The organism is Flavobacterium sp., from assembly GCF_043780635.1.
Lineage (GTDB): Bacteria > Bacteroidota > Bacteroidia > Flavobacteriales > Flavobacteriaceae > Flavobacterium.
Window position 1 is genome coordinate 60,015 of sequence record NZ_JAYWCK010000071.1, and the last position, 20,465, is coordinate 80,479.

The 20,465-nt window shown below is 33.5% G+C and carries 16 protein-coding genes; 10 read left to right on the forward strand and 6 right to left on the reverse strand.

Annotated elements, in window-relative coordinates:
• Positions 1-6: 6 nt before the first annotated feature.
• Positions 7-1,500, reverse strand: coding sequence for a glycerol kinase GlpK (gene glpK / locus ACH2BV_RS06895; RefSeq protein ID WP_395049986.1), 1,494 nt, complete (start codon positions 1,498-1,500; stop codon positions 7-9).
• Between the two features lie 156 nt (positions 1,501-1,656).
• On the reverse strand, positions 1,657-3,237 hold the full coding sequence (locus tag ACH2BV_RS06900; RefSeq protein ID WP_395049987.1) for a glycerol-3-phosphate dehydrogenase/oxidase: 1,581 nt from the start codon (positions 3,235-3,237) through the stop codon (positions 1,657-1,659).
• 181 nt (positions 3,238-3,418) lie between these two features.
• On the opposite strand from ACH2BV_RS06900, the gene topA reads away from it, so the two are divergent.
• The 7 genes from topA (at position 3,419) to ACH2BV_RS06935 (ending at position 13,167) form a co-directional block, all read left to right on the forward strand.
• Complete coding sequence (topA, locus tag ACH2BV_RS06905; protein ID WP_395049988.1) at positions 3,419-5,953, forward strand: type I DNA topoisomerase; 2,535 nt, start codon at positions 3,419-3,421, stop codon at positions 5,951-5,953.
• A 3-nt stretch (positions 5,954-5,956) separates the two neighbouring features.
• Complete coding sequence (locus ACH2BV_RS06910) at positions 5,957-7,105, forward strand: formimidoylglutamase (RefSeq protein ID WP_395049989.1); 1,149 nt, start codon at positions 5,957-5,959, stop codon at positions 7,103-7,105.
• Positions 7,106-7,375: 270 nt separating this feature from the next.
• A complete protein-coding gene (gene gldK / locus ACH2BV_RS06915) occupies positions 7,376-8,788 on the forward strand; it encodes a gliding motility lipoprotein GldK (RefSeq protein ID WP_395049990.1) in 1,413 nt (470 codons plus the stop codon).
• Between the two features lie 44 nt (positions 8,789-8,832).
• Positions 8,833-9,480, forward strand: a complete 648-nt coding sequence (gene gldL, locus ACH2BV_RS06920; RefSeq protein WP_395049991.1) for a gliding motility protein GldL — start codon at positions 8,833-8,835, stop codon at positions 9,478-9,480.
• A gap of 47 nt (positions 9,481-9,527) precedes the next feature.
• Positions 9,528-11,078 (forward strand): gliding motility protein GldM, encoded by a 1,551-nt coding sequence (gldM, locus tag ACH2BV_RS06925; protein WP_395049992.1) that lies wholly within the window; start codon positions 9,528-9,530, stop codon positions 11,076-11,078.
• Between the two features lie 50 nt (positions 11,079-11,128).
• Entirely contained in the window at positions 11,129-12,019 is an 891-nt protein-coding gene (gene gldN / locus ACH2BV_RS06930; protein WP_395049993.1) for a gliding motility protein GldN, read from the forward strand.
• Between the two features lie 101 nt (positions 12,020-12,120).
• A complete protein-coding gene (locus ACH2BV_RS06935) occupies positions 12,121-13,167 on the forward strand; it encodes an NAD(P)/FAD-dependent oxidoreductase (RefSeq protein ID WP_395049994.1) in 1,047 nt (348 codons plus the stop codon).
• Position 13,168: 1 nt separating this feature from the next.
• On the opposite strand, the gene ACH2BV_RS06940 is transcribed toward ACH2BV_RS06935, so the two are convergent.
• Positions 13,169-13,549, reverse strand: a complete 381-nt coding sequence (locus tag ACH2BV_RS06940; RefSeq protein ID WP_395049995.1) for a DUF983 domain-containing protein — start codon at positions 13,547-13,549, stop codon at positions 13,169-13,171.
• A gap of 133 nt (positions 13,550-13,682) precedes the next feature.
• Here ACH2BV_RS06940 and ACH2BV_RS06945 point away from each other — a divergent pair, with 133 nt between their 5' ends.
• Positions 13,683-15,596, forward strand: coding sequence for an ABC-F family ATP-binding cassette domain-containing protein (locus ACH2BV_RS06945; protein WP_395049996.1), 1,914 nt, complete (start codon positions 13,683-13,685; stop codon positions 15,594-15,596).
• Here the strand turns inward: ACH2BV_RS06945 and ACH2BV_RS06950 are convergent.
• Positions 15,591-16,559 carry an App1 family protein gene (locus ACH2BV_RS06950; protein WP_395049997.1) on the reverse strand — a complete coding sequence of 323 codons (969 nt, stop codon included), beginning with the start codon at positions 16,557-16,559 and terminating at the stop codon, positions 15,591-15,593. The genes ACH2BV_RS06945 and ACH2BV_RS06950 overlap by 6 nt on opposite strands.
• Before the next feature lie 64 nt (positions 16,560-16,623).
• Between ACH2BV_RS06950 and ACH2BV_RS06955 the strand changes: the two genes are divergently transcribed.
• Positions 16,624-17,493, forward strand: coding sequence for a diacylglycerol/lipid kinase family protein (locus ACH2BV_RS06955; RefSeq protein ID WP_395049998.1), 870 nt, complete (start codon positions 16,624-16,626; stop codon positions 17,491-17,493).
• A 12-nt stretch (positions 17,494-17,505) separates the two neighbouring features.
• Here ACH2BV_RS06955 and ACH2BV_RS06960 read toward each other — a convergent pair whose 3' ends face one another.
• Together ACH2BV_RS06960 and ACH2BV_RS06965 are read right to left on the reverse strand one after the other, a co-directional pair.
• Complete coding sequence (locus ACH2BV_RS06960; RefSeq protein WP_395049999.1) at positions 17,506-18,654, reverse strand: 8-amino-7-oxononanoate synthase; 1,149 nt, start codon at positions 18,652-18,654, stop codon at positions 17,506-17,508.
• Positions 18,655-18,709: 55 nt separating this feature from the next.
• A complete protein-coding gene (locus ACH2BV_RS06965) occupies positions 18,710-19,198 on the reverse strand; it encodes a DUF1761 domain-containing protein (protein WP_395050000.1) in 489 nt (162 codons plus the stop codon).
• 216 nt (positions 19,199-19,414) lie between these two features.
• Here ACH2BV_RS06965 and ACH2BV_RS06970 point away from each other — a divergent pair, with 216 nt between their 5' ends.
• Positions 19,415-20,269: a Two component regulator three Y domain protein gene (locus ACH2BV_RS06970; RefSeq protein ID WP_395050001.1), complete on the forward strand. Its 855-nt coding sequence runs from the start codon at positions 19,415-19,417 to the stop codon at positions 20,267-20,269.
• Positions 20,270-20,465: the final 196 nt, after the last annotated feature.

Here is a 20,465-nt window from a genome sequence, read left to right on the forward strand (position 1 = left end):
TTTGGTTTAATCAATCCAATTTTTTGTTCTTCCTATGGCTCTTTCCCAGTTTCGAATTAATTTATCTACAGCTTCTTTGGGCATTTCTGGTGAAAATATTTTGTCGATAGACCATTGTTCTTGCAAATCGTCAACGCTTTCCCAATAACCAACAGCTAATCCGGCTAAATAAGCAGCGCCCAAAGCCGTTGTTTCGAGAGTTTTTGGTCTAATAACATTAAATCCAAAAATATCAGCTTGAAATTGCATCAATAAATTATTGGCAACAGCCCCACCATCAACACGAAGTTCCTTTCCTTTTGTTCCTGCATCCGCTTCCATAGCTTTGACCAAATCATAAACTTGGTAAGCAATCCCTTCTAAAGTAGCTCGTGCAATATGGGCGTTTGTAGTTCCTCTCGTGATTCCGAAAATTGCTCCTCTCGCATATTGATCCCAATAAGGCGCTCCCAAACCAGTTAATGCAGGGACAAAATAAACGCCTCCATTGTCAGGAACGCTTGCCGCTAAAGTTTCAATTTCTTCGGCAGAATCTATCATTTTTGCTCCGTCACGCAACCATTGAACCGCCGCACCTCCAACAAATACGCTTCCTTCCAATGCGTAGGTTGTTATGCCATTAATTTTCCAAGCCACGGTTGTTAATAAATTATTTTTGGAATAAACTGGTTTTTCGCCAGTGTTCATCAACATAAAGCATCCTGTTCCGTAGGTGTTTTTTACCATTCCGGGTTCGGTGCATAATTGTCCAAAAAGTGCTGCTTGCTGATCTCCGGCAACTCCGGCAATTGGAATTTGTGTCGTGAACAGCGTAGGGGAAGTTTCTCCGTAAATTTCGCTACTTTGTTTCACTTCAGGTAGCATTGCTTTTGGAATAGTAAATAATTCTAATAATTCTTCGTCCCATTCTAAGGTATGAATGTTTAGTAACATTGTCCGGCTGGCATTCGAAACATCAGTCATAAATGATTTCCCGCTCGTTAATTTCCAGATGAGCCAAGTGTCGACGGTTCCAAAACATAGTTTTCCTTGTTCGGCTTTTTCACGAGCGCCTTTTATGTTGTCCAAAATCCATTTTAATTTTGTAGCCGAAAAGTAGGCGTCTAAAACTAAACCTGTTTTTTGCTTAATCATATCAATATGACCTTGCGCCTTCAATACATCACAGTATTTCGATGTTCTACGATCTTGCCAAACGATGGCGTTATAAATAGGTTCGCCAGTTTCTTTGTCCCAAACAATGGTAGTTTCGCGTTGATTCGTAATTCCAATAGCTGCAATTTTCTTAAATGAAGTTCTTGTTTTTGCAATGACTTCAGCTACAACACTAATCTGCGAAGACCATATTTCATCAGCATCGTGTTCAACCCAACCTGGTTTGGGAAATATTTGTTCAAAGGGTTTTTGGGATACATTTACGATTTCTCCGTCGTGAGTAAACAGAATTGCTCTGGAAGAAGTCGTGCCTTGGTCAAGGGCTAGGATTAATTTATTTTCCATTAGTTTATGGTTTTTTATATTACATGCTGTCCACTAAGTGGACTAAAAGGTTTTTAGCCACGAATTTCACAAATTTTCACAAATTCAGTTTAAAATCATAGTTGTATAGTATAAAAATTCGTGCTTATTCGTGAAATTCGTGGATGACTTTTTTCATTATATTCGGAATTCCTTCAATAAAAATCCATTAGCTAGTGTTTTAAAAGATATGATTTGATTTTGTTTCCAGGTGTCGTCGTAACCCAATTCTTTGGCTATTAAATCTGCCACTTTTTCGCACGAATCAATGGCTGCACGAGCATCCAGAAATAGCAATCGAACGCGTCTTGCCAAAACGTCTTCAATGGTTCTAGCCATTTCATTGCGAATTGCCCAAGCCACTTCGGCCATTCTATAGTCGTAATTGGGATGTAATTTTTCTTTTAATTTGGGTTCCTTTTCCTGTAATTGCAAGATTTCAGGAATATCAGTTCCGTAAATATAAAGGTGATTTTCACGATCTAATGTAGTGGTTTTTTGATTGCCGTGAATAGAAATATGCTCTGTTTTGCAATCTGACTTTGGTAGATTATGCACGCTAATTGCTTTGTCCATAATGTCTTCGGCAATTTTTCGATAGGTTGTCCATTTCCCGCCTGTTATAGAAATCAATCCGGTTTCGGAAACAATTATTTTATGGCTTCTGGAAACTTCTTTGGTGCTTTGTCCTTTTTCTTCTGGCGCTGCTAAAGGTCTTAATCCTGCAAAAACAGATAAAACATCAGCTCTTGTTGGTTTTTTTGACAGGAATCTTTGGGCTGTTTCTAGTACAAATTCTATTTCTTTTTCCAATGCTATTGGTTCTAAACTATGGCTTTTTATTAAAGTATCAGTCGTGCCAACAACAATTTTGTTGTGCCAAGGAACAGCAAAAAGGACTCTGCCATCACTGGTTTTTGGAATCATCAAAGCATTAGTACTTGGTAGAAAAGCTTTATCAAAAACCAAATGAATTCCCTGACTCGGCACAATATATTTTTTATATACTTTGTCATTCATCTTCATAATCGAATTGGTAAAAACCCCAGTAGCATTTATTATTGCCGTTCCTTTTATTTCGTGTTTCTCGCCCGTTTCCTGATCTTCTACAATGACACCAATGACTTGATGGTTTTTGTCTTTTAGAAGATGAATTACTTTGGTATAATTCAAAACACAAGCGCCATTTTCAATTGCTGTTTGCGCCAAGTTAATCGCCAAACGAGAATCGTCAAATTGTCCGTCGTGGTAAATAACGCCATTTCGCAAACCTTTTTGTTCAATCGTGGGAAGTAATTCTATGGTTTTTTTCTTCGAAAGGAATTTGGATTTTCCTAAACTTAAACGTCCAGCCAATAAATCATAAAGAGTAAGTCCGAAAGTGTAAAAATAGCCACCCCACCAGTTGTAATTTGGAATTACAAAAGATTGGTTTTTAACTAAATGACTTGCGTTTTTAGCTATCAATCCTCTTTCTTTCAATGCTTCAATAACCAAGGAGAGATTTCCTTGTTCCAGATAACGAACTCCACCGTGAACTAATTTTGTGCTTCGGCTTGAAGTCCCTTTGGCAAAATCTACCGCTTCAACCAAGATTGTTTTGAATCCACGGCTTGCCGAATCCACTGCAGTGCCTAATCCACTAGCGCCACCACCAATTATGATTATATCCCAATTTTGGATTTGTTGCAGTTTTGCTAATTGTTCTAATCGTTTCATTTAGAAGTTTTTTCAGAACCAAATAGGTTCATAAAGTAAACGTAGTGAAATAAATCGATACTAAAAAAACATAATTATACCCGAAATTAAGGAGTCTTTTCAATTTTAATAATTTTAAAAACTATATCAAAATCTAAATATTTAAAAAATTCTTCTACTTTTGTCGCAGAAAAACAAAGCAATGGCAAAGAATTTAGTTATCGTTGAGTCACCAGCAAAGGCAAAAACAATCGAGAAATTTCTAGGAAGCGATTATCAAGTAGAGTCAAGTTATGGTCATATTGCCGACTTGCCGTCTAAAGAAATTGGCGTAGATGTAGAAAATGGTTTCAAACCAAAATACGAAGTTTCGTCCGATAAAAAAGCATTGGTAAGCAAATTGAAAACATTAGCTAAAAATGCTGATATGGTTTGGTTAGCAAGTGATGAGGATCGCGAGGGAGAAGCTATTTCCTGGCATTTATCTGAAGAATTAAAGTTAGATAAGAACAAAACCAAGCGAATTGTTTTTCACGAAATTACCAAAACAGCAATTCTAAAAGCAATAGAAAATCCACGCGAAATAGATTATAATTTAGTTAATGCACAACAAGCTCGTAGAGTTTTAGATAGATTAGTTGGTTATGAATTATCACCCGTACTTTGGAGAAAAATTAAAGGCGGACTTTCTGCTGGACGTGTACAATCAGTTTCAGTTCGTTTGATTGTGGAGAGAGAAAGAGAAATCCAGAATTTTAATCCAATAGCTTCTTATTCAGTTGTAGCAGAATTTACAAATGAATCTGGGAAATCATTCAAAGCTAAACTGCCAAAGAATTTTAATACCAAAAAAGAAGCCGAAGATTTCTTAAAAAAGAATATCGGTTCTACTTATAAAGTTTCAGATTTAGAAACTAAACCTACCAAAAAATCACCAACCGGACCTTTTACAACTTCGACTTTGCAACAAGAAGCTGCTAGAAAATTGTATTTACCTGTGGGAATCACAATGCAATTGGCACAACGTTTATACGAAGCCGGACTCATTACTTATATGAGAACGGACAGTGTGAACTTGTCGAAAGAGGCGATGGATGCGGCTCAAGCTGAAATCATCAAGTCTTACGGAAAGGAATTCTCTAATCCAAGAACTTTTGTCAATAAAAGCAAAGGAGCACAAGAAGCTCACGAGGCAATTCGTCCAACGGATATGTCGCGACACACCGTAAAAATTGACAGAGACCAAGCGCGTTTGTATGATTTGATTTGGAAAAGAACATTAGCCTCGCAAATGAGTGATGCTGAATTGGAAAGAACCAACGTTAAAATTACAGCCAACAATCACGGTGAAATTTTTACAGCATCTGGAGAAGTTTTGCTTTTTGAAGGGTTTTTGAAAGTATATTTAGAAGGAAGCGATGATGATGACGATGAGCAAGAAGGAATGCTTCCTGCAATGAAAGTCAACGAAAAATTAGAAAATAATTATATTACTGCAACCGAAAGATATTCTCGTCCTGCAGCAAGATACACCGAGGCTTCTTTGGTGAAAAAGTTGGAAGAATTAGGAATTGGTCGTCCATCGACTTATGCGCCAACAATCTCTACAATTATCAATAGAAATTATGTGGAGAAAGGTAATCTTGACGGTCAGGAACGTAATTATACCCAACTTACTTTGCAATCAGGAAAAGTAGGCGAGAAGTTGCTCAAAGAAAATACCGGTTCGGATAAAGGAAAATTAGTTCCTACAGATATTGGAACAATAGTTACTGATTTCTTGGTTAAAAATTTCGAAAACATTTTGGATTATAATTTTACTGCCAAAGTGGAACAAGATTTTGACGAAATTGCCGAAGGAAATATCGAATGGACAAAAATGATGCAGGAATTCTATGATAAATTTCACCCAAATGTGAAAGATGTCGAAGCCAATGCTGATAGAGAAAGTGGCGAGAGAATTCTGGGCACAGATCCTAAAACTGGAAAGCCAGTTTCTGTTCGTTTGGGAAAATTTGGTCCAATGGCACAAATTGGAGAAGCGGATGACGAAGATAAAAAATTCGCCAGTTTGATGAATGACCAAAATATTGGAAACATCACTTTAGCAGAAGTATTGGATTTATTTTTATTGCCAAAAAATTTGGGTATATATAAAGGTGAAGAAGTTGAGGTAAGCAATGGTCGTTTTGGTCCGTATGTGCGTTACGGAAGTGCTTTTGTTTCCTTGCCAAAAGGAGAAAATCCATTAGACATAACCCTAGAAAGAGCAAAAGAATTAATTGACGATAAAGCACAAGCTGATGCGCCAATTGCTATTTATAAAGGAGAAGGAGTTCAAAAAGGAACAGGGCGTTTTGGACCTTTTATCAAATGGGATGGAATTTTCATTAATGTAAGCAAGAAATATAATTTTGATAATCTTTCTCAATCTGATATCGAAGAATTGATTGAAGATAAATTGCAAAAAAACATTGATAAAGTTTTGCATAATTGGAAGGAAGAAGGGATTTTGGTCGAAAAAGCCCGTTGGGGAAGATCAGTAATCACTAAAGGAAAAATCAAAATTGAATTAAGCAAAGATATTGATGCCGCAAAATTGACATTGGAAGAAGTTCAAGAAATGATTGCGAAGAAAACACCAGCGAAAAAAACAGCAGCCAAGAAAACTACTGCCGCTAAAAAACCTGCTACAAAAAAAGCTACTGCAAAGAAACCTGTTGCAAAAAAGAAGTAAGATATGGAATTTGATTTTCTAAAACCTTTAGATAATGAAATCCTTCAGGTTGTTAAGGAGTTTTCTTCTCAGCAATTGGGAAGTAAAGTAGTGTTTCATACCGCTGAAGACTTTCCGGATTTGAATAAAATTAAAATCGCGATAATTGGAGTTTTGGAGAATCGGGGTGATGTTAGCCAAGAACAGGAAGTAGATTTGATACATATTCGAAAAGAATTGTATTCGCTTTTTCCTGGAAATTGGAATACTTCTATTGCTGATTTGGGGGATATTCTTGCTGGAAATTCGAATGAGGATACTTATTTTGCATTAAGAAAAACAGTTTCTAGTTTAATAAAAAAGAAAATTATCCCTATCGTTATTGGTGGTTCACAAGATTTGACTTATGCTCTTTACAGAGCTTATGACAATCTGGAACAAATGGTAAATCTGGTTTCAATTGATAATAAATTTGATTTTGGGAAAGAAAGCGAAGCAGTATCAGCTTCTTCTTATTTGACAAAAATAATTATTGAAGAACCAAATAATCTGTTTAATTTCAGTAATATTGGGTATCAGACCTATTATAATTCTCAGGAAGAAATTGATCTGATTGATAAATTATTCTTTGATGGGTATCGATTGGGAGATATTTCTAACAACTTATCCCTTGCAGAACCAGTTTTTAGAGATGCAGATATTGTGAGTGTTGACTTGACTTCGATAAAATCTTCGGATTCAGGAAATTTCACTTCTTTTATGCCTAATGGTTTTAACGGAAAAGAGATTTGTGCCTTGTCAAGATATGCCGGAATCAGTGATAAAGTTTCTCTTTTTGGGATTTTTAATCATAATAATTCGAAACAGGAATCAGTTCTGATTGCTCAAATTATTTGGTACTTTATCGAAGGGGTTCATTATCGTTCAAATGAATATCCTTTTGGAAGTAAAGAAAATTATATAAAATATATCATACCTTTGGAAGAAGAACTAATATTCTATAAAAGCAATAAAACGGATAGGTGGTGGATAGAAATACCATTTATTTCTTCAGGCAATAATAAGTTAAAGAAAAGTACGTTATTACCTTGCTCTTATGACGAGTATTTAGGGGCTTGCAATCAGGAAATTCCTGAAAGATGGTGGAAGGCTCAACGTAAAAATATTGTATAATATATCATTAAACAACTTATAAATTAGTTCTAAAAGGTTTAATAGTATAAATAGAATAATTACTTTTTATAAGATAAAACCTATCTAATTATGCATTATTAAGTATTTTATCGATGTTTTTGGTATTTAATCGATAAAATATTTTTTTCTTAGCGAATTTAATTTTAGTTTTGGAGTGTCGAATAAATAGTACTCTAAATAATTGTTTTATTAAAGAATAATAAATAGGTTTACGGACTTAATAATAATGAATATATAACCCTAATTAATATGAAGAAGTTTATTGCGTTTGCTGCAATTTTAACATTACTAATTGGATGTGGTAAAACAACCGACAAAGGAGAGTTAGTAGGTGTTAAAGGTGCAAAATGGCATCCAGAAAAACCTTTCGGGATGACTTTGGTTCCAGGAGGTTCGTTTATTATGGGAAAACCCGATGAAGATGTGGCCAATGTTGGTGATGCAACTACAAAAACAGTTACAGTTCGTTCATTCTATATGGACGAAACAGAAATAACCAATAGAGAATACCGTCAATTTGTAGAATGGGTAAAAGATTCTACAATGAGAGTTCGATTAGCTATTCTTGCTGACGAATCTGGAATAAAACCTGGTGACGGAAAAGCAAAAGGTAAAGGCAAAAATTCAGGAAGTATAGGAGATTTTGCTTTTAATGATCAAGATCCTGAAAAAATGACTGCCTATGATAAATATATGTACGATAACTATTATAGTATTGGTACAGATGATGATCCTTATGCTGGCAGAAAACTCAATCACAAAGTAAAACTTATTAAGGACACTAAGTTGTATCCTGATGAATATTATACTGAAGTTATGGATTCTATGTATTTGCCATTAGAAGAATCTTACAATGGTTTGAGAACAATAGATGTCAATAAACTAAAATTCCGTTATTCATGGATGGATATTCAAGCTGCTGCAAAAGCTAAAGTTGGAAAGAGAAAAGATTTCATCAGAACAGAACAAGTAAAAGTATATCCTGACACCACAACTTGGATTAAGGATTTCTCCTATTCCTATAATGAACCAATGCATAATGATTATTTTTGGCATCAAGCTTATGGTGATTATCCAGTGGTAGGTGTTAACTGGCAACAGGCCAAAGCGTTTTGTGCATGGAGAACACTTAATAAAAATGCATATATAAAATCTAAAAAGAAAGGTCACGATCAGACAAATAATTTTAGATTACCTACAGAAGCAGAATGGGAATACTCAGCAAGAGGAGGTCTTGAATCAGCTACATATCCTTGGGGTGGGCCTTATACTAAAAATGACAGAGGTTGTTTCCTTGCTAATTTCAAACCTATGAGAGGGGATTATGCTGCGGATCAGGCTTTATATACTGTGGAAGCAAAGTCTTATGAGCCAAATGGCTATAATCTTTATAATATGGCAGGAAATGTTGCAGAATGGACTGACTCAGCTTATGATCCAAATGCATACGAATATGTTTCATCCATGAATCCAAGTAATATGGATATTTCAAACAAACGTAAAGTCGTTCGTGGAGGTTCTTGGAAAGACGTTGCTTATTTCCTTCAGGTAGGTACTCGTGATTATGAATATGCAGATTCTGCAAGAAGCTTCATTGGATTTAGAACCGTTCAAGATTATATGGGAACTCAATCAACTGAAAAAATTAAGAAAAAAAAATAAACTAACCTAACTAGCAATTAAATTAACCTTAAAAGATAAAAATTATGGCATTAATAAGTAAACAAAAGATGAATTTTGCATACGGAATGGGAGCGGCAGTAGTAATTATTGGAGCTTTATTCAAAATAACACACCTTGAATTCGGTTTCATAACTGGAAATTTAATGCTTACTATAGGTCTTGTTGTTGAAGCTGGAATTTTTGCCCTTTCAGCATTTGAACCAGTAGATGAAGAGTTGGATTGGACCTTGGTTTATCCTGAACTTGCTAACGGTGAAGCGCGAAAAAAATCAGTTAAAACAGAGACTCCTTCAGATGCAGAAGGTATGTTATCTAAAAAATTGGATGCAATGCTTAAAGATGCTAAGATTGATGGAGAATTAATGATGAGTTTAGGAAATAGTATCAAAAACTTTGAAGGTGCTGCAAAAAGTATTATGCCTACAGCAGATTCTATAGCTTCTACAAAAAAATATAGCGAAGAGTTAACTTTGGCTGCAGCCCAAATGGAATCATTAAACAGTTTATACAAAATACAAATACAAAGTTCTTCAAGAAATGCTCAAATAAATGAAGAAGTAGTAGAAAATAATATAAAATTAAAAGAACAAATGCAGTCTTTGACTTCTAACTTGTCTTCATTGAACAATGTTTATGGTGGAATGCTTTCTGCAATGAGTAACAAAGGATAATTAGTTTCAAACTATAGTAAAACAATAAAAACTAATTACTAGAAAATATGGCAGGAGGAAAATTAAGCCCTAGACAGAAGATGATAAACCTAATGTACCTGGTTTTTATCGCGATGTTAGCATTAAATATGTCCAAAGAAGTATTATCAGCTTTTGGAATTTTAAATTCAAAAATTATTGAATCAAATTCAATTACCGATGAAAGAAATGAAAATTCGTTTGGTCAACTATCTCAAAAGGCTCAGGAACAACCAGGGCAATATGGTGAGAAAAAAATAATAGTTGAGAAAATCAGAAAAGTCTCAAAAGAATATTGTGATTATTTAGAAGGTATTAAAACTATTATTACCAGAAAAACCGAAAAAGATGCTCAAGGCAATTTCATGTACGAGCAAATGGATAAAGGTGATTTAGTAGATAGATTATTCTTTAAAGGCGAAAAACCATCTAAAGAAGGTAAAGAGTTTTTAGATAGGATTAAAAATTATCCAGCACAAATCAAAGAGATTGCTGGCAGTAAACTTCCTGAAGTTGAAATTAATAAAATTGAAAAGAGATTTGCGACCACTCCAATTAAATCTAAAGAAGCGGGTGCAACTTTACCTTGGATAGATTATCACTATAAAGGGTTTCCTTTAATTGCAACGGTTACTAAATTAACTCAATTGCAAGCCGATGTAAAAGCAACAGAAAGTGATGTAATGGCATCAATGTTTCAATCAGATTTAATTGCAGCAGCTTCACTTACAGCTTACCAGCCGATAGTGGTTCTTGAGAAATCAGTTTTCTTTCAAGGAGAAGCTGTTAAAGGAAAAATCATCTTAGGAAAATTTGATCCAAAGTTAATTGCGAAATCAGTTGTTGTTAATGGCTCAAGCGTACCTGCTCAAGCCGGTCAAGCTAATTTTTCTTTTGGCTCAGGTAATATTGGAGAACATCCTATAACTGGATCTTTCAACTTTGACGAAAATGGTAAGGTAATTAGTTTGCCAATAAATGATAAATATGTTGTTGTTGCAAGACCAAAATCAGCTACAATATCTGCCGATAAAATGAACGTAGTATATCGTGGGGTTGTTAACCCTATGACTATTTCATTTGCAGGAATATCTGCTGATAAAGTTACGGCCACAGCACCTGGATTGTCAGCAGCTGGAGCTCCGGGAGCTTTTAGTATGAGACCAGGAAGTGGTACTGAAGTTGTGATTAATGTTAATGGAAGACTACCTGATAATTCGATAGTTTCTGACAGAAAAACATTTAGAATAAAAGGAATTCCAGCGCCAGTAGGAACAATTAGAGGAGAACCAGGTGTTGTAAAAGGACCTAAATCAAGTTTAGAAATTTCAACAATCGGTGCAAAATTACAAGATTTTGACTTTGAAGTTGGTTTAGATGTTGTTGGATTCAATTTTAAAGTTTCAGGATTGCCTACAGTGGTTGTACCAGGAAATAAATTAAATGCACAATGTAAAGCTGTTCTTGCAAAAGTAGGAAGAGGTGATCAGGTTACCATTTCTGAAATTAAAACAAAATTAGTTGGAGCGGGTAGTTATTTATTGCCAAGAACTGCACCAGTAATTTATGAAATACAATAAATAAGGAAGTTTGATTTAAAGCTACTTCAATAACTTAGAATGAAATTATGATGAATACGAGAAATTTTTTAATAGTTGTTATTTCCATTCTTGGGAGTGTGGCTTCTAGTGCACAAACTAATTTGCTCAACGCAAAAATTCCTGAAGAAATAGGACTAAAGTCTGCTGCGCAACTCATTTCAGATAATGACAAGCCATTAGAATATGGTTATGTTGATGATAGAGATGTTTTGATGGGAAAAACAGTTTGGGAAATTATTGATTTAAGCGAAAGAATTAATTTTCCTTTATATTTCCCAGTAGATACTGCAAATATCGGTTCTGATAGACGTTCACTATACGATGTTTTAACGAAAGCAATTCGAAGCGGAGAAATTACCGAAGTTTATTCAGATAGTTATTTCAATACCAAAAAATCGTACAAAGACATTCAGGCTTCATTGACGCGTATTGACACAACTGATCAGGGAAGAGAACAAATCAATGCTGGTCAAGCAATTTCTCCTGAGTATATTTTAAAATCAGATCTTACCGCCCAAGATGTTACCCAATATAAAATTAAAGGATACTGGTATTTTGACAAACGTCAAAGTGAATTGAAATACAGATTACTTGGTATTTGCCCAGTAACTCCGGATGTTTATACTATGAACAGTGACGAAAAAGATTATATTGAATTGTTCTGGGTATTTTTCCCATCTTCAAGAGACGTGTTGCACGAAGCTAAAGCTTTTAATGATAAAAACTCATCAATGCCAGTTTCGTTTGATCAAATTTTAAATTCGAGACATTTTAATGCTGTGATTTACCAAGAAGAAAACGTTTACGGCGACAGAACAATTGTGAGTTATATGAAAGATAATGCTCAAAATCAATTATTAGAATCAGAACGAGTAAAAGAAAAAATTCGTGATTTCGAAGAAGATATGTGGAATTATTAAATTTCATTTCAAATTTTCATAAAGAACTCTTGCGAATAGCAAGAGTTCTTTGTTTTTAAGCATTATGCAGTTTTTTGTATTTCTAATTTTACACCTCAAAAATGATAGATTATTTAATAATAGGCTCAGGATTAGCTGGAATTTCATTTTCTGAAATTGCCTTGCAAAACAATAAATCTATTTTGGTCATAGACAATAATTCCCAGAATTCTTCTAAAATTGCAGGAGGGTTGTATAATCCGGTAATTTTAAAGCGGTTTAGTGAAGTTGGACAAGCAAAGGAACATTTGATGATTATGAATGATTTCTTTTCAATTTTGGAAAAAAAAATTGAATGCAAAGTAAATTTTAAATTGCCTATTTTAAGAAAATTTCATTCAATCGAAGAGCAAAATAATTGGTTCACGGCTTCTGATAAAGTAAATCTGGCTCCGTTTTTGTCGACAAATATAATTGGCACAAAGTATTCCTCAATTGATTCTCCTTTTGGGTACGGAGAAGTTTTGCAAACAGGCTACGCGGATACAGCATTATTACTGAATAAATACAGAGAATACCTTATAAAAAACCAATTATTCCTTGAGGAATTTTTCGATTATTCTCTTTTGCAGGAAGAAAGCGATAGCATTCGATATAAAGATATTCCGGCAAGACATATTATTTTTGCGGAAGGATTTGGGATGCATTCCAATCCTTATTTTAAAGATTTGCCATTAGATGGAACAAAAGGAGAACTTTTTATCATAAAAGCACCACAGCTACAGTTAGATGTGATAATAAATACAAGTGTTTTTATTTTGCCTCTTGGCAATGATTTATACAAAGTAGGCGCAACCTATAATTGGACTGACAAAACCGATACACCAACCGCAGAAGGTAAAGCCGAATTAATTGAAAAAATAAAAGAAATAATTAATTGTGATTTTAAAATTATAGAGCATTTTGCTGGAGTTCGGCCAACAGTAAAAGACAGAAGGCCATTAATTGGAACCCATTCAAATCATAATTCAATACATATTCTCAACGGTTTGGGAACAAGAGGCGTTATGCTTGGGCCGGCAATGGCCAAAGCTTTATTCGAAAACATTGAATACCTAAAACCATTAGATAAAGCAATTGATATTAAGAGGTTTGCTAAAAAGAGTTAGCTTATTTTTTATATTTTTTATCAAAAGCCACAAACATATTAATGTATATATTCCTTGACCAACGTAAAACAAGCGGGAATAATACAACATTCGATGCAATTATGGCAATAAAAGCAGTTTTTATACTGGAATCAAAAATAAGATATGACACTATAAATGCTGCAACACCAAGAGCAACATTCAATCCGTAGCTTACATACATAGCTCCATAAAAAAAGGAGGGTTCAATTTGATATTTCAAGCCACAATGGCTACATTTTTCGTTCATTTTGAGTATTTTGGAAAAATGTAATGGATTTTTATCCAAATACATACTCTCATTCTGACATCTAGGACAAGTTCCTGTTAAAATACTATTTAATTTGGATCCTTTTTTTAACATTTGCAAAAAATTTGATTTCATTAATTTTGATGATGCAAATTTACAATTATTACCCTCGGGTTTAAGTTAAAGTTAAGTTGTATTTTCAGGAACTTTAAACTTTAAACCTGCAATTTTAAACAAAAAAATAACAATGCTTAATATACACAATTTGTCCGTTTCTTTTGGAGGAACTTATTTATTTGAAGAAGTAACCTTTCGATTGGGTGCCGGAGACCGAGTGGGTCTTGTTGGCAAAAACGGAGCTGGAAAATCAACGATGCTTAAAATCTTGGCTAAAGATTTTGCTCCAGATTCTGGCGTTATTTCTCAGGAAAAAGAGGTGCGAATGGGTTTTTTGCGTCAGGACATCGACTTTGAACAAGGAAGAACCGTACTTGAAGAAGCATATGAAGCTTTTACGGATATCAAAATTGTAGAAAAAAAACTGGAAGAAATTAATCATCATTTGGTTACCCGAACCGATTATGAAAGTGAAGAATACAGCCAAATCATCGAAGATCTGTCTGATTATACTCATCGTTTCGAGTTATTAGGTGGATATAATTATATTGGCGATACAGAGAAAATTCTTCTAGGATTAGGTTTCAAAAGAGAAGTTTTTAATGACCAGACCGAAACTTTTTCGGGTGGATGGAGAATGCGTATTGAATTAGCCAAATTATTACTACAGGCAAATGATGTTTTGCTTTTGGATGAGCCTACGAATCACCTGGATATAGAGAGTATCATTTGGTTAGAAAGTTTTTTGCGTAATTATCCTGGTGTAGTAGTAATTGTATCGCACGATAAGATGTTTTTGGACAATGTTACCAATAGAACTATCGAAATTTCCCTTGGTAAAGCTTATGATTTTAATAAACCGTATTCCGAATATTTGGAATTAAGGCACGAAATCCGTGAAAAACAATTGGCAACCCAGAAAAACCAAGCTAAAAAAATTGAGGAAACCGAAAAGTTGATCGAGAAATTCCGTGCCAAAGCTTCCAAAGCTTCAATGGCGCAATCGCTCATAAAAAAATTAGACAAAGTAGAACGCATCGAAGTCGATGAAGATGATAATTCTGTGATGAATATCTCTTTTCCTGTTTCGAAAGTTCCAGGAAGAGTAGTAATTGAAGCCGAAGATGTTACCAAAAAATACGGTGATAAAACGATTTTGAAGGACATTTCACTTTTAGTCGAACGCGGAAGCAAGATTGCCTTTGTTGGACAAAACGGACAAGGAAAATCTACTTTTATGAAGGCCATTGTCAACGAATTCGAATATCAAGGAAGTATCAAATTAGGTCACAATGTTCAAGTAGGATATTTTGCCCAAAATCAAGCGGAATATCTTGATGGTGAAATCACTTTGCTCCAAACGATGGAAGATGCAGCTTCAGATACAAATCGTTCTAAAGTTCGTGATATGCTGGGCTCATTCCTTTTTCGTGGCGACGAAGTAGAGAAAAAGGTAAAAGTCCTTTCTGGAGGCGAAAGGAACCGTTTAGCGCTTTGTAAATTGCTTTTGCAGCCCATAAATGTTTTAGTTATGGATGAGCCAACAAATCACTTGGATATTAAATCTAAAAATGTGTTGAAAGCTGCCTTGCAAAAATATGAAGGAACACTGCTTTTGGTTTCTCACGACAGGGATTTCCTTCAGGGAATGTCAAATATTGTTTATGAATTTAGAGACCAAAAGATAAAAGAATATTTGGGCGACATCAACTACTTTTTGGAACAACGCAACCTTGAAAACATGCGTGAAGTCGAGAAAAAAGATACTTTAAAGGCTGTGGTTTCAAAAGAAAGTAATAAAGTTTCCTATGAAGATCAGAAACGAGGGAAAGCTTTACAGAATCGTTTGAGTAAAGTAGAAAGTCAAATTAAGCAATTGGAAAAAGACCTTCAGCACGACGACAAAATGCTGGCTTCTAATTATAATAAGAATATTGAAGACGCTAAATTTTTTATGGCTTACAACAAGAAAAAAGCGGATTTAGATAAACTTCTTTTAGACTGGGAAATCGTTCAGGAAGAAATTGACAATTCAGGTTTATAAAATAAGACCAATTTTTTTTGAATGTAAAATCGCTTCACTGCTATTTGTAAAATAACAAACTGAAACACCTAAGCTTTCTAGGTTTCTTAAAGCTATTGAAACCTTTTCTATATCTTGTTTACCTGTTTTACGTATATAAACCGCTTTTACAGTGACAGGAAAAATTTTGCAAATGGCTTCGTATAAAAACGGATCGTGTTGAGAATCATCACCTAATAAAACATATTTTAAGTTGGGATAAAATTCTAAAATATGTTTTATTTTTTCAAATTTGTGATTGTGGCTTCCTCTTCCGGTCCAAAGAAAATCAGTAAGACTGGATTTGATATCTTTGAGTAATAGGACTGCTTTTGGTAATTTGTTAATTTCAGTAAATTTTATAATAAAACGATACAAATTCCATTCACTGCTCGAAACATAAAAAAAAGCATTTACTTCATCTTCGTTATTTCTACCAGAAGAACTTAAGGCTTGGTAATGGGGAACAACATCTTCAAAAACTTTTCGGGAGTTAACATTTCGAAATAGTAAATTATATAATTTCTTCAAAGGATTCTCGGTATATGAAACCAAAAAAGTATCATCTATATCCGAAATAATTCCTAAATTTCCTTTTTTGGGACGTATGAAGCTTTCTTTGGTCACAATTTTTTTATCTTCGTGAAGGATGCTCACCTCGTAATCAATCCACCCATATCCAACATTTTTATCGACCGGAATACAAAATTTAAAATAACCATCAATTAGTGTTTTAGTATGAATTGTTGTGTTGTTATGTTTCAAATAAACGTCAGCATTTGCTTGAGTTTTTAGCCTAAACAAACGAATTACTGAAGAGGCATGTTTGAATTTTTTTTTCTCAAAAGCATAATCTTTAGTCTTTGTGGGTTTAAAAACGTGGCCCATTACAATTAATTCTTCATCATTTGAATATCCACGGTATAATTTTAAAATAGGCTTCATTTATTGTAGTAATTTTGTAGTATGCTAAAATTAATTGTTTTTAATCAATAAAAGAATTAAAAATTTGAAAAAGAATCTGTTATTGGTTGTTAATCCAGTTTCTGGAGCGGTTGATAAATCAGAGTTTATTGATGCAACTACACTTTTGGCTGTCAAAGAAAACCTAAATCTCATTCTTTATAAAACCACTGGTGTTGATGATATTTCAAAGATTAGACACCTTTATGAAAGCCATAATCCAGAACGAATCGTCATTGCGGGCGGTGATGGAACCATAAAAATAGTGGCAGAAGCAACAGAAGACAAAGATGTAATTCTTGGAATTTTACCTGTCGGATCAGCTAATGGTTTAGCGGTTGATTTAGATTTGATGCGAACTTTAGACGAAAATCTGGACATAGCTTTTCATAATCAGTATATAGAATTAGACACAATTATTATAAATGAACAAAGATGTTTTCATCTGAGTGATTTAGGTTTGAATGCGGAATTGGTTAAAAACTATGAAAAAAGTAATATTCGAGGCAAATGGGGTTATTTTTTGCAAGCGATTAATACGCTAATGGATTTTGGAGATCCATTTATAGCTTCAGTAGCTGCAAATAATCAAACCATCGAATGCGAGGCCAGAATGATTGTTATTGCCAATTCAAAGAAATATGGGACAGGAGTTGTGATCAATCCTGATGGTATTATGAATGATGGTAAGTTCGAACTGGTGATTTTGAAAAATCTGGATTTAATAATTTTTGGTGAAATTATATTGGGAAATATGCCTCTTAATCATGAAGATATTGAGATTATTTCAACAGATAAAGCAACAATTAAAACCAATTTCCCTGTATGTTTCCAAATTGATGGGGAATATTGTGGATATGAATCAGAACTTAAAATCAATATTTCACCCAATAAGATTAAAGTAGCAATCCCTTAGTTTTTTTTGTAATTATTTGAAAGGATTACGTTCTTTCCATTCCACTTTGGGCTCAAGATAACAAAACACTTTCTCAAAGGCAAGATCTGCAATTGGGTTACTATGTTGAGCAAAACCATACATTTCCTGAGGTTTTGCGCCTATTGAACTCTTGATTTCCAATGCAGTTCTGGCAAAAATTATTTCCTTGAACCCCTGATTAATAGAATAGGCGACCATATCATAAAGCATATTCAAATACAACATTTTTTCACGTTGAATGCTGTCATCATACCCCAGAAAATAGGTGTCCATTACTTCACCATTTTTGATGATGGTATTGAAACCAATTAATTTTTCATCAAGGAAATATCCGTAGAAAAGAAATTTGTCTTTGAGTAATTCTTTAAATATTCTAAAGTGGTTTTTGGTTAAGAAAAAAGTGTTGAAATGGGCATTTTTGGCTACGTGGAAATACAAATCATAAATCGTTTGCTCATATTTGATAATATCTTCAAGTTCCATTTTTCTTTTTTCAACTCCTTCTGCCTTTTTCCTGGCTCGTTTGTATTGGTCGCGGTATTTTTTTGTCAAAGCATCAATATAGTCTTGCTCTTGTTTCCAATGATTTGGGATATCAAAAAGCATGTTTGGTTGAGTCGAAAATTGAAAATAATTTTGAAATCCAGCCTTAGGAAACGCAGTTGTTTCTTCTAATGGAAAGTCTTTGAAAGTAGTAATATGTACTTTTAATCCTTTTCTTTTAAAAATGCTTTTTAATTTTTCAGAAGCAGTTTTTAAAGCTTGCAATACTTGTACTTCGTCTGTTTTATCCGAAAATGCAAAGGCATTTTGCCCTGTTAGCATATTGTTTCCAATAATTAGAATGTGGGAACAAAGGTTTTTCAAAAATGTATTTCGAATAGCATTTTTCAAACACTTATCGCGCTCTCCAAAAGATTCCAGCTTGTTTAAGTCTAAAAATTGTGAAAGAGTGATTCCAGCCAATTCACCTTCTTTAAACAATCCGATAAAATGGCAAAACATATTTATTGGAGCTGATTTCTCTAAAATTTCTAAATATTCCTTACTTAAAAAAATGTTTTCAATAGCAAAATCATTCCAGTTTTCTGGAAGTTCTGAAACAGAAGAATATATTTCTATAGATAGTGGTGTTTTCAAATAAAAAAAATCGCCCACAAATGTAGAGCGATTATATTGTAATTAAATGTTAAAATTATTTCCAGCCACAAATAATTGAACCCATTATTGTCATAGTAACTATCCAATAACCAGCTTGAATAAGAATATGTTTCCATGTTCTGTGTTCAAACAATCCGTTTATTGCAATGATTGGTGTAGCTAGAAATATTCCCGATAAAAAGCCATGAAGAGCACCGTGTTGAAAAGTGCGGAAAACATCACCATAATCTGCCATAAATGCTACATAGGAAGGTTTGGCAACCTCAATTAACGGAGGACCTCCAACCATGCTTATAGCGCCCATTTGATGAATCACTAAAGTAGGCATCATAAAAGCAAACATAAATGAATATACAAACGTAAGCCCAAAGATTTTCAACATATTCCCTTTTTCAAGTTGTTCTTGGGTCAAACCTGCTTCTTTCATCCAAATGGTTCCAAAAACTTTTGGATTATACCAAATAAATCCTACTAGAAATGAGGATAATGCTGCAACTAAAACTGCTAATAAGTTAAATTCCATACTATTATATTTAAAGTTAGTAAATCAAATGTATTAATTTTTTTCTTTGAGGATTAAAAATATTTATGATTTGAAACATTATTTTCATTTCATTTATAATTATTGTAAGAAAAAATTTATTTAATATTTTTAATTTGTGTAGTTCATCGATTATATTTGTTTGTTGACGATTTTGAATGTACTTTAGCTTGTAATTAATTCAAAAAAAGGGGCATTATGAAAAATATATACACACTATTGTTAATAATGATGTTTTCGTTTATAATGAAAGCAGATGTGTCAGTTTCTGAAAAAAGCGCACTAATAAAATTGTACAATGCTACAAATGGAGCAAATTGGACTTCAAAATGGGATTTGAAATCCCCTGTTTCATCTTGGTATGGTATAGGAATCCAAGATGATAAGGTTATATCAATTCAATTGCCTAACAATAATTTAGTTGGAGTTTTGCCTTCAGAAGTTTCGGACTTAATTTATTTGAAAACTCTAAACTTATATAAAAATTCTATTTCAGGAAACATTCCTTCTACTATTGGGAATATGAAATCATTGGAGTCACTTAATTTATCGTTTAATAAATTATCCGGATCAATCCCAGCTTCAATTGGAGAGCTAAATTCATTGAAAACTTTGGCTCTGTTTATGAATAATTTTTCAGGAAACATACCTTCTGAAATTGGGGGATTGAGCAATTTAGAAACCTTGTCTTTATATAATAATGAAATTGAAGGTCAGATTCCACCTTCTATATATGAGTTAAAAAATTTAAAAGTATTGCTTTTAAACAGTAACCAAATAACAGGTAAATTGAGTGCTTCGGTATCAAATTTAACAGCCCTTCAACAATTAAGTTTGTTTGATAATAAAATGAATGGCCAAGTTCCTTTTGATTTGGAAAAATTGAAAAACCTAAAAGAGATGAATGTTTCTTATAATCAGTTTAGTGGTTTGGTATCTAAAGATTTAGCAAAATTAGACGTATTAAATATGACTATGATAAATGATAAAGGAGTAGCTACAGTATTAAAAGTATCTAGTGATAAAAACACTGCAATCGTTTCAGAAGAATAAATCAATTATATATTTTTGATATTTAGATTAAGAATATTTTAAAAAGTTTTTTAATAGATTGTAATCATAATAATTTAATTTGTTAAACCTGCGATGAAAATCGAGGGCACTGAAAAAGTCATTTTAGTACTTAATTGATTAATAAATAAGGAGTAGAAAACTAGTTTTTCTGCTCCTTATTTTGTATTTTTAAGTT

Excerpts from the sequence above, each read along its gene's own strand:
- gldM (WP_395049992.1), top strand. The coding sequence starts at position 9,528 with ATGGCAGGAGGAAAATTAAGCCCTAGACAGAAGATGATAAACCTAATG.
- ACH2BV_RS06945 (WP_395049996.1), top strand. The coding sequence starts at position 13,683 with ATGCTTAATATACACAATTTGTCCGTTTCTTTTGGAGGAACTTATTTA.
- topA (WP_395049988.1), top strand. The coding sequence starts at position 3,419 with ATGGCAAAGAATTTAGTTATCGTTGAGTCACCAGCAAAGGCAAAAACA.
- ACH2BV_RS06950 (WP_395049997.1), bottom strand. The coding sequence starts at position 16,559 with ATGAAGCCTATTTTAAAATTATACCGTGGATATTCAAATGATGAAGAA.
- ACH2BV_RS06935 (WP_395049994.1), top strand. The coding sequence starts at position 12,121 with ATGATAGATTATTTAATAATAGGCTCAGGATTAGCTGGAATTTCATTT.
- glpK (WP_395049986.1), bottom strand. The coding sequence starts at position 1,500 with ATGGAAAATAAATTAATCCTAGCCCTTGACCAAGGCACGACTTCTTCC.
- ACH2BV_RS06900 (WP_395049987.1), bottom strand. The coding sequence starts at position 3,237 with ATGAAACGATTAGAACAATTAGCAAAACTGCAACAAATCCAAAATTGG.
- ACH2BV_RS06910 (WP_395049989.1), top strand. The coding sequence starts at position 5,957 with ATGGAATTTGATTTTCTAAAACCTTTAGATAATGAAATCCTTCAGGTT.
- gldK (WP_395049990.1), top strand. The coding sequence starts at position 7,376 with ATGAAGAAGTTTATTGCGTTTGCTGCAATTTTAACATTACTAATTGGA.
- ACH2BV_RS06970 (WP_395050001.1), top strand. The coding sequence starts at position 19,415 with ATGAAAAATATATACACACTATTGTTAATAATGATGTTTTCGTTTATA.
- gldN (WP_395049993.1), top strand. The coding sequence starts at position 11,129 with ATGAATACGAGAAATTTTTTAATAGTTGTTATTTCCATTCTTGGGAGT.
- ACH2BV_RS06965 (WP_395050000.1), bottom strand. The coding sequence starts at position 19,198 with ATGGAATTTAACTTATTAGCAGTTTTAGTTGCAGCATTATCCTCATTT.
- ACH2BV_RS06940 (WP_395049995.1), bottom strand. The coding sequence starts at position 13,549 with ATGTTAAAAAAAGGATCCAAATTAAATAGTATTTTAACAGGAACTTGT.
- gldL (WP_395049991.1), top strand. The coding sequence starts at position 8,833 with ATGGCATTAATAAGTAAACAAAAGATGAATTTTGCATACGGAATGGGA.